A 15,554-nucleotide genomic window follows, 5' to 3' on the forward strand; every position below is an offset into this window, starting at 1 on the left:
TATCGATTGACCAGTAACCTTGGTTTTCTTTTCAATCAGCCCTTTGCCTGCTGTTCCCCAACTTTTACCATCACAAAAGGGGATTGGAAAAACACCTGCTGATCCGTTGTAAGCATGTCTATTTGGCACCTGTCGATCCCGTCGTCACTGATGTCGCGCCGACTTTCTTATCGCGCCTTTTTCCGAAGAGCAGCATGAGCGAGGGGAGCAACATCCCACGCACGAGGAACGTATCGATCAAAATACCAATCCCCATGGTGAAGCCGAACAAATACAGCTCTTGCAACGGCTGTGTGATCAGGACACAAAACGTCGCCGCGAGAATGATCCCCGCCGAGGAAATGACGCCGCCAGTGAGGGCAACTCCCCGACTGACCGCTTCTCGCCACGCGACCTGCTGCGCCTCTTCCCGAATGCGCGAGACGAGCATAATGTTGTAGTCGACTCCTAGCGCAATGAGAAAGACAAACGTGTACACCGGCAGCCGGTAACTGATCGCCTCGAACCCTAACACGTAGTGGCACACAGCCCAACTTAGCCCTAACGTAGCGGTATACGACAGCAGCAACGTCCCCATCATGAGCAGTGCCGTCCACAGCGAACGCGCTTGGAACGCGAGCATGACCGTAATGAGGGCGGCAATGAGCGCAAAAATGACGACCGTATCGCGCGCATTCATCTGTCTCACATCGAGTTGCTCCGCCGTTTGCCCCGCGTAGTGCAACGCGAATTGTGACGGGTCGAAGCCACTCTGTTGCAGTAACGTTTCACTGTTGTCTCGCAGCTTCTCTACCGAGTCGAGCGCCGCTGCGTCATAAGGGTTATCGCGCAACGTCAGTTGCAGCTTGAGCGCCTGCTTCCCATCCGCTAAAAAGTTCCGCGGCAACTTGGCGTCGGCTCCTGCAAGCTCAGGCGTCATTTCCGGTGAGACCGCGTCGATCGCCCCTTGCTTTTTTAATGCGGCCGTCAACGACGTCAACTTTTCGACAAACTTGTCATCTAAGGCGATCTCTTTGTCTGACTGCAACACGACGGTCACGGGGGCTAACTGTCCCGGCGGAAACTGCTCCTCCAAAATGTCAAACCCTTGCCGCGAGGAAATATCATCCGGAAAAGACTTTAATAGATTGAAGGAATGGTTCATTGTACCGACATTAACCGAAGCAAGTAGCAGCACACTGAGCAACACCGTCGCGATAATTCCCGGTTTTTTGGCGACAAAGTTGCCCGTCTTCGTCCAAAAGCCGGACGGCTGCACGTCTCGTTCCTCCAACTTCGGGATGAAAGGCCAGAACGCGTTGCGCCCGACGAGGGTGAATACAGCCGGAATTAAGGTGATGCCGCCGAGCAAAATGACGAGGATCGACACGGCAAACACAGGTGCAAAGTGGTTGTACGGCGTGAACACTGCTGCCAACAAGGCCAACATGGCGACGAACACCGTCCCGCCGCTAAAGAAAATTGGCTCCGCCACCTGCATGAACGCCACTTTCATCGCATCGTACGGCGAACCAATTTTTTTCAGTTCCTCACGATAACGCGAGACGACAAACAGGCAGTAGTCCGTTAAGACGGCAAACAACATGATCATCATAATCGAGAGGGCTTGCTTATCGACGACGAACAAGTCGTACTTCGCCATGAGTCCTAACACGCGATCGACGACGGCGTATACCATCCCGGCGACGACGAGCGGCATGACAGCGAGTAGTGGCGAGCGGTAAATGACGATGAGGATGACGAGGATCAACCCGATCGTTGCAAACAACAACACGAGGTCAGCGTTTTTAAAAAGCGTAATCGTGTCGGCAGCGATCCCAGCCGGTCCCGTTATTTCAAACTGCAACTTGCCACTCGCTGTCTTTTCTACATGGCCGCTAATTTGCTGCATCGTGTCGTAAATTTGCTCTGATTCTAAATCTTTCTGCAAGGCGACATTTAACAAAATGGTTCTGCCGTCCGCAGAAAACATTTGATCTTGCACTGCTTCAGGGAACAGGTGAAACGGTAACGCACTGGACACGTGTTTCGGTTTATCGCTTGAAGCTAACCATTCACTAATTTTGGCAATCTCTGCCCGTTCAGTGACCGTGATCGCCTTCTCTCCGTGAAACACGAGCAGTGCGACGATCCCGTCGTCCGACGGAAACTGTTCGTCGGCAATCGCCTGAGCCATCTCCGAAGGCGTATCGCCAGCGACACTTCCTTCCCCACTGCTGATTGCATACTGTTTCGCTCCCGGCGCTAGTACACTGAGAACGACGATGAGCAGCAGCCACGTGCAGAAGACAATTTTCGACCCGCGTCGACTACTCACGAAGCGCACCAACGGATGCAGGAGACGCTGCATAACGTGTGTACCTCCTCTAGTTAGTCTCTTGAGGAGATATTAGCGCACGAATATGAACGGAAGATGAACGAGCAGTTACAGAAGCAATTACAGGAGCCATCCGGTAGAAAGGATACGGTTTTATTCATAAGTTTTTGTCGTCCTGTTTCGCGTGTTAAGTCTCCCAATGACACTTGACGGCGAGCCGTGTTAGCGAGCAACGCCAGCGACATATGGCAACAGCGAACAGCACACGCCATTACGCGCCTTTAACGGTAAGGCAGCCGGACGGTAACTGTCGTCCCGTGTCCCCACTCGCTCGCCACCTCGATCGTCCCTCGGTGGCGTTCGACAATTTTTTTGGCGATGGACAACCCTAAGCCGCTACCGGAGCGGGAACGGCTTCGCGCCTTATCCGCTTTGTAAAAGCGCGCGAAAATGTGCGGCAAATCTTCCGCACGGATCCCGCTGCCAGTGTCGCTAACCGTCACGACGATGTCGCGTTCGACGCGCAGCGCCACGCCGAGCGTCCCTTCTTGTGCCGAAAACTTAATGCCGTTCCCGATTAAGTTGAACCACACTTGATACAGTAACTGTTCATCGGCAGTAATGACGACTTCGGGCAAGTCGAGGTCTAACGTCAAGTCCTTTTCCGACCATTGCCGCTCGGTGACGATTAACACTTGGCGGATTTGCTCGTCCAAGCGAAACGACGTCCGCTTGAGTGCGTGAGCCTCTTTGTCTAACGTCGCCAAAGTGAGCAGCTGTCCGCTTAAACTGGACAGACGTCGACTTTCTTCAGCAATAATGTGCAAATAGCGTTCTTCCTCTTCCGGTGTCGTTTTTTTGTTTAAAATCGCTTGAGCAAAGCCTTGGATCGAGGTGAGGGGGGATTTAATTTCGTGGGAGACATTAGCGACAAATTCCTGCCGCATGTCGTCGAGCTGTTTGAGTGATTGCGCCATATGAGTAAAATGGCGCGCCAAATTGCCAATCTCGTCCTTCCGCGACACATCCATGTCAAAATCGTAGTCACCGTGCACGATTTTATTCGTCGCTGCTGTCAATTTTTTTACTGGTTTGACGATAAAACGCGTAAAAAAGACAATGAAGACGATACTGAACAAAAAAGTAAAGCCGAGTAGGACGGCCACGAGTATACGCACTTCACCGATTTGCTGTTCCAAGTTTGGGCGGACGAATAGCGCGTACGTCTCCCCGCGCCCCGTTACCGGAAGGCCAACCGTATTTTTGATGCTGTTTTCAAAAAAACCGGTCACCATCTGCAAATGGCGCTCTTCGAGTAATCCCCGATACGTCCCGCCTGCCAGCACGCGGCGCACGTGTGCGTCGTCGAACGCCGTATGTTTGAACGGCGCCCCGTAAAAGGTCCCTTCCATCTGTTCATTGACGGCGTAAATTTGGAAGCCCATATTACCGATACGGGTCAAATAAGACTCGAGGTCGAGAGCCGGCGTCTCTTCGTATAAGGCGCGAATTTCTTTGCTAATCGTCAATACTTTTTGCTCACTGTAGGTCCTGAGCTTATCCAAGTAGTACATGTTTGTAAATAACAACGCGAGCACGCTGCTGGCGATGGCGATGAGAATAAACGTAGCGACGATGCGTAAATAAAGTGTCCTCATGTGCCGTACACCTCGAGCTTATACCCTAAGCCACGCACCGTCACAATGACAAAGTCGTTCGTCCGCGCAGAAAATCGCTCCCGCAGCCGTTTCACGTGCACGTCGATCGTCCGACTATCCCCTTCGTAGTCGCTGCCCCAAATGAGCTGCAACAGCTCATCCCGCGTATAAATGCGCCCTGGGTGACTTGCTAACTGTGCCAGCAGTTCAAACTCCTTAGGTGGAATGACGAACGTCTCTCTACCGATGCGCACCTCGTAACTGTTGCCGTCGATTACCGTGTCGCGGAAGCGAATCACGCGCTCGTGCACCATTTGGTAACGGCGCAGCAGAGCTTTTATGCGAAAGAGCAGTTCCTGCGGTTCAAACGGTTTAACGACGTAATCGTCCGTCCCAGACAAAAACCCCTTTTCTTTATCCCGAAGTTCCCCTTTCGCCGTTAACATAATGACGGGAATATCGTAGTGCGCGCGAATGTCTGCACATAGCTCCCATCCGTTTTTCGCTGGCATCATTACGTCGACAATCGCTAAATGAATGTGTTCCCGCTCCAAGATGTGCAGAGCTTGCGCCCCATCTTCCGCTTCAAATACGACGTATCCTTCTTGCTGAAAAACGAAGCAGAGCAGCTCGCGAATGTGCGAGTCATCGTCGGCGACTAATAAATGTGATCTCATTTGTATTTATTTAACTGTGCCTCCTTAACGCCACTAATTTGCTGTACCTTCTCCCCCATTTGTATCATATCTTTTTTTGCCGGCATGCGCATGCGAAATGTCACCGCCGTATAAACAATACCGCCCTCACTCTTTTTTTCGGCGAACGTTACTTTGCGCACGTCTATTTTCTCTTGCTCCAACAGTTTGCTAATGTCCCTCAATATACCCATTTTGTCTTCGCATACAACTTTAAGTTCGCCAATTTTGGCCCGTTTTACGTATTTGACTTCAACACCGCGCAGCGACAACACACTGATCAAGGCAATGATCGTCGTTGCGATCGCCGCGACATAAAACCCGGCTCCGACACTTAGCCCGATCGCCGCAACGACCCATAACGTCGCTGCAGTGGTCAATCCTGAAACGAACACGTTTGAATGCCGCAAAATGGCGCCTGCACCGAGAAAACCAATCCCGTTGACGACTTGCGCCGCCAGGCGCGCCGGGTCATAGCGCGCATTCGGATGATCCACAAAATCGGCGAACCCGTAAATGGAAATAAGCATGATCAGTGCGGAACCGACGGAAACGAGCAAGTGTGTCTTCACCCCAGCCTGCTTGTTACTCCGTTCTCGCTCCCAACCGATAATCCCACCGAGTGCAGCTGCCACAAAAAGCCTTTCCACAATGATATAGTAGTCAATCTGTAACATCGCTTGAGCTCCCCCTTAAGATATAGAAAAAAACCCGAACGCGGCAACAAACCTTTCATGCCGTTCGGATTTTTTCATCCCCTCCTCAAAATCGCTAGATCAATAAAGAATGATCCAATATAATTATACGATTTTCATAAATGATCCATGCCCTTTACGTGTCGCGTCGATACGCATTTCATACGCTAGCAGCTAAGTGCGCAAACAGCACACGCCCTGCGCGACCTCTCTGTCGCTTTCGACGAAGTTACGTGAGCCTTTAGCTGCGACGTCCTATTTTCCGCCTTTTCCCGTCGTTTTGTTGTAGTGCGTAAGTCCCTTTGTCACCTTTTTGACCGCTTCGTCGAGGGCCTCTTGTGCGGTCTCGCTACCGTCGTACATACGTTCAATGTGATCTTCAATCGTCGTACGCATTTCGGGAATCGTCCCGATCGCGGCCCCTTGTGTCGCCGGAATGAGCTTCGTCTGTTGCATTTGTTCAATCGGCGTCTTGAACTGCGGGTTTTCCTCTAAGTTCTTTTGCAAAACGTCTTCCTTGTAGGAGGCTTTCGTAATTGGAAAATATCCCGTACTTACCGACCACTTCGCCTGACTTTCGGGCGAAGACAAAAACTTGATCACTTCCCACGACGCTTGCTGCACTTCTTCCGACTTACCGGCCATAATCCAGTGTGAGTTGCCGCCTAGTTGCGCCCCTTGCGGTTCCATCCCCTCCGGGTACGGCAGCGGCGCGGTACCTACCTTAAACGACGCATCGTCAATCGTCGCGGCGATCCCGGCTGACGAATCGAAAATGATCGCAACTTTTCCGGACTTGAACGCGGCGCGAATGTCATCCCACTTCCGCCCGAAGTTGCCCGACGTCCCCTCTTTGTACATATCTTGCAACCACGTCATGATGCGTAGACCCTCCTTGCCGTTGAAAACCGCCTCATCAGCTAGTCCGGTGCGCCCGTTGTCGTGATTGACCATTAACGCCCCTTGGTTCGCCATTAACTGTTCAAAAAACCAGCCGTAAATCATAAAACCGAAGCCGTACCTTTCTGTGGAGTCACCTTTTTTCACCGTCAATTGGCGCGCTGCCTCAGCTATCTCCTCGTACGTCTGCGGCGGTTTTTCCGGGTCTAAACCTGCTTCCTTAAACGCGTCTTTGTTATAAAACATAATCGCGTTAGACGTACTGAACGGCATCGAATACAACTTGTCTTCAAAAGAGTAGTACCCCATAATATTTTCTTCAAACTCACTCGTATCGTAGTTGTCGGCTTCGATAAACTTGTACATCGGCACGATATCGCCTGTATCGATCATTTGTCGCGTACCGATGCCGTACAGTTGCATGATCGCCGGCGCTTCGTCCGTCCCTTGCACCGATTTCAATTTATTCACCGCTTCTTCATACGACCCTTGGAACGTTAAGTTAACTTTGATCTTGTCCTGACTTTGATGAAATTCGTCGATTAAACTCTCTAATGCCTCCGCTGTCGGTCCACCCATCGAGTGCCAAAAATCGACGACGACTTTCCCATCTTTGCTACGATCGCCCTTATTTTGCGACGAACCCGCATCCGAACTGTCGGAACTGCAAGCTACTGTAGATAGGATGAACACGAACACTAATAGGAGGACACTTAATCGTTTAGCTGTCATCTAATAACACCCTTTCTCCTTAAAAATGTTGCAGGATTAATACAAAAGCGCCAACTTAAATTGCTCGATCTTTTTTGTTGCACGATCCAAACACGATAAAACGAAACTCACCTGCACCTATCCTTTTAACGCTCCCGACGTCAACCCTTTTTGCAGTTGTTTTTGCCCGATGAACAAGAGCAGTAACGTCGGTAGGACGACGAGGACGACGGCGGCCATGACGGTCGGCCACTGTGTCGACGCTTCTTGCGCCTGCATCATTTTTAAGCCAATTTGCACCGTGCGCACATCGTTGTTATTCGTCACGAGCAGTGGCCACAAATACTCGTTCCACGTCGTCAGGAAGGAGTAGATCGCCAGCGTCGCCAGCATCGGTTTGGACAACGGCAGCACCATGCTTAAATAAAAGCGAAAAATACCGCAGCCATCGATTTGCGCCGCTTCGTAGAGCTCCTTCGGAATCGTCAAGAAATATTGCCGCAACAGGAAAATGCCAAACGCCGTCGCCAGCTTCGGCACCGTCAGGCCGGCAAACGTATTCATCCACCCTAAATCGCGAATCGTGGCGAAGTTAGGGATGATGGTCGCTTCCCACGGAATCATCATCGTCGAAATGACGATAAAAAAGATGAGCGTCCTCCCTTTAAAGTCGATAAAGACGAATGCAAACGCGGCCAAACTACACGTGACGAGCATACCGATTGTTACAATGCTCGACTGTACGAAACTATTGCTCAAAAACTGTAGCAGTGGGACGTTGCTTGCTGCTTTGACATAGTTAGCGAACGACAGCGAGGAAGGTAAGAGCGCTCCCGAATGTACGTCTTTCCCGTCCATAAAACTAATCGATAACGTATACAAGAGGGGTCCGAAGACGACGAGCGCCGACAAAATAAGTAGTGCGTACGTAAGGATCTTCCGGGTCATTATTGATAGTGCACCTTCCTTTCGCCGAACTTAAACTGAAGCAAGGTAAAAATAAGCACTAGCAAGAACAAAATAATTGCTTGCGCACTTGCCGACCCGATGTAATCGTTAACAAAGGCGTCTCGGTAGATCGAGTAGACGATCAAATTTGTCGCCCCAGCTGGTCCACCTTTCGTCATAATATCGATCTGGCCGAATGACTGAAACGCGTTAATCACCCCGACGACTGTGACAAAAAACAATGTCGGCGAAAGCATCGGTACGGTAATTTTACGAAACTGTTGAAAAAAACCTGCCCCGTCAATTGTTGCGCTTTCGTACAAATCTTCCGGAATGCTCTGCAGTCCCCCCAATAACACGATGAAGTTAAACCCGAGGTGCATCCAAATCGTTGTCATCGAAATCGATAGGAGCGCCCAATTCGGGTCGGTCATCCAACCGATGCTAGACAAGCCTAATTTCCCAAATAAATTGTTGAGCAATCCGATACTCGGATCGAATATAAAGAGCCAAATGACTGCGGCAGCCGCAGCAGACACGCCTAACGTCGAAGAAAATAAGACGCGAAACAGTTGGACGCCCCGCAATTTTTCGTTTGCCAAAACGGCGAGGAACAAGGCAAGGGCGATCGTCGGTACGACCGTGTAAAGGACGAATAAGAAGGTAGCCTGCAAACTTAGTAGAAATTCCGGCGATTGGAAGAGCTCCGTATAGTTTTCTAGCCCGTTAAAAAATACGGGATCTCCTTTCGAGTCCGTTAAAAAGAAACTAAGGTAGACGGTGCGAAACATCGGATAAAACACAAAAACGATTAAAATAATGAGTGCTGGAGACAAAAAGAGTAAACCGGTTAACAAGTTTTTTAAACTGCGGTTGTTACTGTTGTTCTTTCTATCTTTTCTGCTACTGATCCCGCTGCCGTTTTTGCTATTGTTTCCGCTTCTGATGCTGATTCTGCTGTTGTTCTCGTTACTGATATTTCTACTGTCTCCGCTGTTCACCAACTATCACCTTCCCCGCGTTGTAAATCCAGTCCATGACAGCTTCACTTTCCCCAAGTTGATACAATCCAATGACGTTCTCCGAGTTGTCGATACAATCCACTCTCCTCACCACACCCCATCCTACGTTGTCGATTCACGCCCCCTTCACATAATGAACGTAAGCGCGAAATGAAAAAAACCCTCTCGCCATGGATAGGCACAGGTCCCCCCCTGTACCTCCGAGTAAGGGTTTCTCCAGCTCTCCGCTTAGCCGTTAGGTTGTTATAAGCAGTATACTAAGCCGCATATGCGCTGTCAACCGCTTTCATAGTGAACTTTTGCACGAGGCCTCCTATTGTGACATATGTATACGACACATGTGTTCAAGATGCCCGCTCGTAGCACACCACCCACGTCATAAAAACGACACCTGCTTGTGACTATTAATGCGAACACATAACATTAGTCGACGCTCATGACATACGTTGATGGCACATGAGTGGCACATGGATGGCACATGAGTGGCACTTGCTCGTTTCTACTGTAAACGCCAAGCGCTAGCGAAGTAACCCTTTACTTATAATTGTAGAGGGTAATTATGGATGTTTGTTGAAGCGATCGTTAATATGTTGTTAAGAATAGCAGCGGTAACGATCATTTTTGTCACATTTTATTTGATATTATATAGTAAAGACAAGAGATTACTAACTAGGTGAAAAACGGAAGCGGTTTAATATTGTGTAGAATGTCATGCACCAAAGGGTCAAAATAGTTGGAGACAATATTTGTTGTATACGACATAAACCGTGTGGGAGAGACGACATGGATATTCGCGAACTGAAGTATTTCGTACAAGTAGCAAAGGACAAAAACTTCACATTAGCCGCCAAAAAACTTCACATCTCACAACCAGCTTTAAGTAAGACGATCAAAAACCTCGAACACGAACTGGACGTGCTACTCTTCGACCGTTCTGACAAAAAAGTTAAGCTAACGGAAGTCGGGAAAAACTTTTTGATCCAATCCGAAGAAATGATCGAACGATTCGACTCCCTTAAAGACTCGTTGTACGACAAAAGCAAACTGAAAAAGGGAAAAGTCATCGTCGGCTTACCTCCGGTAATTGGGACGAGTATTTTCGTGCACGTTCTTACATCTTTTCGCGAGCGGTTTCCGGATATTACGGTGCAAATTGTCGAAAATGGGGCGAAGATGGTCGAACACAACTTACAAAACGGCACGATCGATTTAGGGGTTGTCATTTCACCCGTCGACCTCACTAAGTTTGACTACATATCCGTGATGGAAGATGAAAGCGTGTTAGTCGTCAATAGTGAACACCCGCTGGCAACACGCGATCATGTGACGTTTGCCCATTTGGAAGATGAAACATTTCTCATTTTAGATAAGACGTTCATGCTCCATTACCACATCGTTGACGGCTGTTTGGCACACGGCTTTAGGCCGAACATTTTTTTCGAAAGCTCGCAGTGGGACTTCCTCGTCGAACTCGTGGCGCAAAACGAAGGTATAACGATCTTGCCGCGGCCGATTTTAAACCGCGTACAAAGTCAATCGATTAAGATCATTCCTTTCCGCCATCCGTCGATAACGTGGGAAGTTGGTTTTTTGTTAAACAAAGATCAATATGTCACACACGTTATGGAAACGTTTATTGACCATACGTTAGATGTCATTAGTTCTGGGAAGTGAACAGAGGTTTACTAGGGGAATCTTACGGAAGCGACTCAATATGTGCGTATCATTATATGGTGCATATATTCGAGTACGTTGAATACAGCGATAAATCCGAAGCACACTAAGGCGAAACGGCTCACACGTCAGCGCGTGTCAGCCGTTCCACCTCCACCATTCATTACCACAAAAACTGCGCCACCCGATCACTGAACAAATGCGTGTCCAGTACGCCAGCCATGTGACCTTTTATGCTCTCAAATTCGTACAGCTCAGCTTGTTGTCCTCGCTTTTGCATGATCTCGATCATGCGCCGGTTGTAAATCGTCGGCTGTAACAAATCGCGCGTGCACGAAACCATTAACACTTTTGCCTTAATCTTCGCTAACGCTGCTTCTAAAGAGCCGTGTCCGTGGGCGATGTCGTGCATCATCGTCGCGCGACACGTGTAATACCAATGGCTTGCGTCAATTGCCGCAGCGCCAACTTTGATCGCATCGTACAACTGTTGTTCGTACGACGTTTTCACGCGGTGATCGCTATAAGGCCTTTGCTCCTCACTGTCTCGCTTGTACAGTTCCTCGTACAACTCCGGCGTAAACGCGCCGGCATTCATCATTTGGATCGCAAGGTACAGCCCTTCTGTCGGTTCTTGGCCGTCCTCATAGTTCCCGTCGTGCCAATTAGGGTCAAGGGCAATTGCACGCATCGCGTGCTGCAACACATTGAAGGACGTAATGACCGGGTTTTGCGGGTTGGTGATCACTCCGATCACCCGCTCGACCATCTCCGGATAATTGACGGCCCATTCGAGAGAGATAAAACCTCCTGCCGACGCCCCCATCACCGCATACAGCTTGTTAATCCCTAATTGCTGCGTCAAAAATTGGCGTTGGATACCGGCCATGTCACGAAAGGTGTATGTCGGAAAGTCCATCCCCCATCGGTTCCCCGTCTCCGAATTAACCGTCCGAGGTCCCGTCGTAATGACAGTCGAGTTTTTCACTTGTACGTTGGCCAAGTTATCGGTACTGATGACGAAGTACTTGTTCGTATCGACCGCCTTACCCGGTCCGATTAGCCCATCCCAATAACCGGGCTCCGCATCCCCTGGAGAATACTTGCCCGCGGCGTGACTAGAGGCGCTAAAGTAATGGGCAACTAAGATGACGTTTGACTTGTCTTCGTTCAACTCCCCGTAAGTTTCATACCCTAACGTCACCGGAATCGTGGCACCGTTTTCCAATGTGTAACGGTCGAGCGTAAACTGCTGTTTTTGCACGTGGTTCATGTCCATCTCTATTTCCCCCCTTGGAAAGGGTATGATTTTTTTATCGGTTACTTAAGCGGTTACTTAGCAGTTACTGACTTTTTTCCTGCTTCCGATACTGATGCGGATTTATTTCCTGTTTCCGGTAACAAAAATGAACCGATAAAGAGCGATAAGCTTAAGGCGATCGAAAAGTACAAGCCCGCTTTAAACCCGGAGGCATCGATGACGACGCCAATCTCGGCAAAAGCGCCTACGACACCTGCAAAGGCGACGACCGTGCTCAATGTCTTCGGATCGATTGCTGCACTGTCAGACGAAGGGTAGAGCGTTAAAATGACGATATACAGTAACAGCAGTCCGGCGTACGTGAATGGAAAGACGTAGTTTAATTTATCTTTGAGGCCATCTTTAAACGTATACACGCTCCTGACTGGGCGTTCGCAGGTTTGTGCAATTCAAAGTCTTCCCCGACGACGAGCCACAGCACGAAGAGCACTAAACTACATCGCTAGCTCTTTATGTGCAATCTTAAGTCCCATCGGCCCTTCACGGAAAATGACGGCATCCATCTGCTTAAGGTCCGGTGCGATTGGGGGTACAAAGTCCATTTGCTGCAAAATGTGTTGCTGCACATCGATTCCCGGGGCGATCTCGACTAATGTCAGTCCTTCCGCGCGCAACTCAAACACGGCGCGCTCCGTCACGTATACAACTTTCTTCTCGTTCTGTCTAGCTACAGCGCCGCTAAACGTGATTTGTTCCACGTCGCGGACGAATTTTTTTACGCGGCCTTCTTGGGCAATAACGAGCTTGCCGTCCTCTACGTGCGTCTCTAAGCCGCCAGCTGTAAATGTGCCGCAAAAAACGAGCATTTTTACATTCTGGGTAATGTTAATAAAGCCACCGCACCCGGCAATTTTCGGACCGAATTTGGAGACGTTGACGTTTCCGTACTGGTCGCACTGTGCCAACCCTAAAAACGCGGCATCTACCCCCCCTCCATCGTAATAATCGAACATATACGCTTCATCGATAATCGCATCGGGATTGACGGAGCAGCCAAAGTCGAGTCCCCCCGCCGGCGTCCCGCCAAATACGCCCGGTTCAATCGTCGGAGTGAAATGCTCTTCTTGTCCCTCTTCGGCGAGCACGTTCGCTACGACTTCCGGCACGCCGATGCCGTAGTTAATCACTTTCATCGACTTGTACAAATTTAGGGCACAGCGGCGCGCAATAATTTTTCGCACGTTGAAGGGATACGGGCGCTGCTCGCTTTTGACGACGATGTCACTCTTAAGAAATGCCTCGTTGAATGGCGTGCCGAACGTTTGCATATGGTTTTCGATGTTCTGGACGACGACGATCGCATCGACTAACACATGGGGGATTTTGACGCTCTTCGGGTCGAGTGCCGCGTTTTTCACGACTTTCTCCACTTGTACGATCACTTTGCCGCCGTTGTTTTTGGCCCCCATCGCTAGTGACAAAACGTCTAACGTCAACGGCTCGTTCTCTAAGCTGACGTTGCCTTTTTCATCGGCTGTCGTCCCTTTTAAAATCGCCACGTCGATCGGATGCGTTTTATACGCTAAATAATCTTTTCCGTCGAAGGTTACCTTTTCCACGATATCTTCGGTCGTCACGGCGTTCAATTTACCACCATCGAGATCGGGATCGACGAAAGTGCCTAAGCCGACATGGGAGATCAAACGCGGATGACCGGCAGCGCCTTCGCGAAACAATTGGCTAATGACGCCCTGCGGTAAGTTGTACGCTTCGATTTTGTTCTCCTCGACGAGCGGGGTTAGGCGAGGGGCCATGCCCCAATGCCCGCCGATTACCCGCCTAATTAACCCCTCGTGCGCATAATGGTTCAATCCTTTCGATGCCCCATTGCCATCGCCGATACCTGCTGCGTAAAACAAGGTGACATTTCGCGGGTGGCCCGTTTCCAAAAATCGTTGTTCCACAGCGATGTGGACTTCTTCGGCTACCCCTGTCCCGATAAACCCACCAACTCCGATAATATCCCCGTCAGCGATTAAGTGAGCTGCATCGCGGGCACGCATAAATTGTACATTCGTATCCACTTATGTTCACCCTCCCAAAACTTATACAAAAGAGACTGACTAAAGGCTCACGGTTTCAGCCCTACGGTCAAGGTGTTAATTGTTTTAGTTGTTCAAGGTCGACTTCCGCCTCGAAAGTCGATGCCGTCGATCGCAAAACCGTTCAGTTGCATAAATTGTTCGCGGAACAGCGCAAAGTCTGTCACGTCCTTAAAGTTGTCGACTGTTATACGATCCAGGAGGTCGCGTACTGCGCCTTGGACAGACTTAACAGTAATTTCCGCGCCATAACACTGATTAGACCGATTGAACCGATATTTGGCTCTACTGCCGTTTTGTTAGACAGATTTAATGAGTACTGCCGTTCCCATTCCACCGCCAATGCATAGCGAGGCTAATCCGTAGCGGATGCTGCGCTTCTTCATTTCGTGCGCGAGTGTCGTTACGATCCGGGCACCGGAGGCGCCGATCGGGTGTCCTAACGCGATCGCTCCGCCATTTACGTTGACGCGCGACGTTAACCACTCTTCGCTCACACCGTATTTGTGCTGCAGTTCGCGCATCACGCCGATGGCCTGAGCGGCAAACGCCTCGTTTAACTCGAACAGCTCGATGTCTTGCATTGAAACAGTTACTTTACTGAATACGTTCGCAATCCCTTGCACCGGTCCTAACCCCATAACTTCTGGCTCGACGCCACCTTGACCGACAGAGACAATTTCCGCTAACGGTGTTAAACCGTATTTTTCGAGGGCTTCCTCTGAAGCAATGAGTAAAACTGCCGCTCCGTCATTAATGCCGGAAGCATTGCCGGCAGTAACGGTGCCTTCTTTTTTAAAAGCCGGCCTGAGTGCTGCTAACTTCTCGCGCGAGGTTGTCCGGTTCGGGTATTCGTCTTCCGCAAACTGTGTCGTATGCCCCCGTCGATCCGTCAACGTCACTGGCACGATCTCATCTGTAAACCGCCCGTCTGCAATGGCCTGCAGTGCCCGCTCTTGCGATTGCATCGCTAACGCGTCTTGTGCTTCACGCGCAATCTCATATCGCGCAGCGACATTTTCCGCAGTAATCCCCATGTGGTAATTGTGAAAAGCGTCCGTTAACCCATCGCTGATCATCGTATCGTCTAGCGCGAGCGCCCCCTATCTTCTTCCCCGTCCGCACCTCTCCCGGAACGATAAACGGCGCTTGCGACATCACTTCTACGCCACCTGCGAGTACGAGATCGGCCATCTTTGCTTTAATGCTCGCATACGCGGCCATGGTTGACTTCATGCCGCTGCCACACACCATGTTAAGTGTATAAGCGGGTACTGCTGCGGGTATGCCGGCCTTCATACTCGCTTGCCGGGAGATGTTTTGCCCTTGCCCAGCCGATAAGACGTTACCTAAAATGACTTCGTCAATCGTCGTTACGTCTAAGTTGTTGTCCGCTATAACGCGTTTGATCACTTGTGCCGCTAAATCGGCTGGAGTAATGGCAGCGAGGGAGCCTAAAAACTTCCCGATCGGACTTCTTTTCGCATCGACGATATATACGTTAGACATGTCGCACTCCCCTTGAGTACAAATTTTGATCTATCGCGATTACTTTCGCCTCTAGAGTCATC

Annotated in this window: 13 protein-coding genes and 1 pseudogene; 1 reads left to right on the top strand and 13 read right to left on the bottom strand. The window is 50.0% G+C overall.

What is annotated here, in order from left to right:
* Positions 1 to 118: 118 nt before the first annotated feature.
* The 8 genes from BN1247_RS14160 to BN1247_RS18460 all read right to left on the bottom strand — a co-directional run bounded on the left by BN1247_RS14160 (position 119) and on the right by BN1247_RS18460 (position 9,037).
* Positions 119 to 2,350 carry an MMPL family transporter gene (locus BN1247_RS14160; RefSeq protein ID WP_054950956.1) on the bottom strand — a complete coding sequence of 744 codons (2,232 nt, stop codon included), beginning with the start codon at positions 2,348 to 2,350 and terminating at the stop codon, positions 119 to 121.
* Positions 2,351 to 2,598: 248 nt separating this feature from the next.
* Positions 2,599 to 3,975, bottom strand: a complete 1,377-nt coding sequence (locus BN1247_RS14165; RefSeq protein ID WP_054950957.1) for a sensor histidine kinase — start codon at positions 3,973 to 3,975, stop codon at positions 2,599 to 2,601.
* A complete protein-coding gene (locus BN1247_RS14170; protein ID WP_054950958.1) occupies positions 3,972 to 4,652 on the bottom strand; it encodes a response regulator transcription factor in 681 nt (226 codons plus the stop codon). Before BN1247_RS14170 ends, BN1247_RS14165 begins: the two co-directional genes overlap by 4 nt.
* On the bottom strand, positions 4,649 to 5,347 hold the full coding sequence (locus BN1247_RS14175; protein WP_054950959.1) for an MgtC/SapB family protein: 699 nt from the start codon (positions 5,345 to 5,347) through the stop codon (positions 4,649 to 4,651). Before BN1247_RS14175 ends, BN1247_RS14170 begins: the two co-directional genes overlap by 4 nt.
* Before the next feature lie 273 nt (positions 5,348 to 5,620).
* Positions 5,621 to 6,997, bottom strand: coding sequence for an ABC transporter substrate-binding protein (locus tag BN1247_RS14180; protein ID WP_054950960.1), 1,377 nt, complete (start codon positions 6,995 to 6,997; stop codon positions 5,621 to 5,623).
* Between the two features lie 117 nt (positions 6,998 to 7,114).
* Positions 7,115 to 7,924: a carbohydrate ABC transporter permease gene (locus BN1247_RS14185; RefSeq protein ID WP_054950961.1), complete on the bottom strand. Its 810-nt coding sequence runs from the start codon at positions 7,922 to 7,924 to the stop codon at positions 7,115 to 7,117.
* Positions 7,924 to 8,835: a carbohydrate ABC transporter permease gene (locus BN1247_RS14190; protein WP_054951670.1), complete on the bottom strand. Its 912-nt coding sequence runs from the start codon at positions 8,833 to 8,835 to the stop codon at positions 7,924 to 7,926. The genes BN1247_RS14185 and BN1247_RS14190 overlap by 1 nt, the downstream gene beginning before the upstream one ends.
* A 70-nt stretch (positions 8,836 to 8,905) precedes the next feature.
* On the bottom strand, positions 8,906 to 9,037 hold the full coding sequence (locus BN1247_RS18460; RefSeq protein WP_261796048.1) for a hypothetical protein: 132 nt from the start codon (positions 9,035 to 9,037) through the stop codon (positions 8,906 to 8,908).
* 692 nt (positions 9,038 to 9,729) lie between these two features.
* On the opposite strand from BN1247_RS18460, the gene BN1247_RS14195 reads away from it, so the two are divergent.
* Positions 9,730 to 10,620 (top strand): LysR family transcriptional regulator, encoded by an 891-nt coding sequence (locus BN1247_RS14195; protein WP_054950962.1) that lies wholly within the window; start codon positions 9,730 to 9,732, stop codon positions 10,618 to 10,620.
* A gap of 163 nt (positions 10,621 to 10,783) precedes the next feature.
* Here BN1247_RS14195 and BN1247_RS14200 read toward each other — a convergent pair whose 3' ends face one another.
* From BN1247_RS14200 to BN1247_RS14215, 5 genes and pseudogenes are all read right to left on the bottom strand, one after another.
* Positions 10,784 to 11,893: an alpha/beta fold hydrolase gene (locus tag BN1247_RS14200; RefSeq protein ID WP_054951671.1), complete on the bottom strand. Its 1,110-nt coding sequence runs from the start codon at positions 11,891 to 11,893 to the stop codon at positions 10,784 to 10,786.
* A gap of 59 nt (positions 11,894 to 11,952) precedes the next feature.
* The gene (locus BN1247_RS14205) at positions 11,953 to 12,297 is read right to left on the bottom strand and encodes a hypothetical protein (protein WP_054950963.1); all 345 of its coding nucleotides are present in this window, start codon (positions 12,295 to 12,297) and stop codon (positions 11,953 to 11,955) included.
* Between the two features lie 78 nt (positions 12,298 to 12,375).
* A complete protein-coding gene (locus BN1247_RS14210) occupies positions 12,376 to 13,944 on the bottom strand; it encodes an acyl CoA:acetate/3-ketoacid CoA transferase (protein WP_054951672.1) in 1,569 nt (522 codons plus the stop codon).
* A 113-nt stretch (positions 13,945 to 14,057) separates the two neighbouring features.
* Positions 14,058 to 14,222 carry a hypothetical protein gene (locus BN1247_RS17495; RefSeq protein WP_082415951.1) on the bottom strand — a complete coding sequence of 55 codons (165 nt, stop codon included), beginning with the start codon at positions 14,220 to 14,222 and terminating at the stop codon, positions 14,058 to 14,060.
* A 60-nt stretch (positions 14,223 to 14,282) separates the two neighbouring features.
* Positions 14,283 to 15,492: pseudogene (locus BN1247_RS14215) on the bottom strand (acetyl-CoA C-acetyltransferase).
* Positions 15,493 to 15,554: the final 62 nt, after the last annotated feature.

The sequence above is a fragment of the Numidum massiliense genome, assembly GCF_001375555.1.
GTDB lineage: Bacteria > Bacillota > Bacilli > Thermoactinomycetales > Novibacillaceae > Numidum > Numidum massiliense.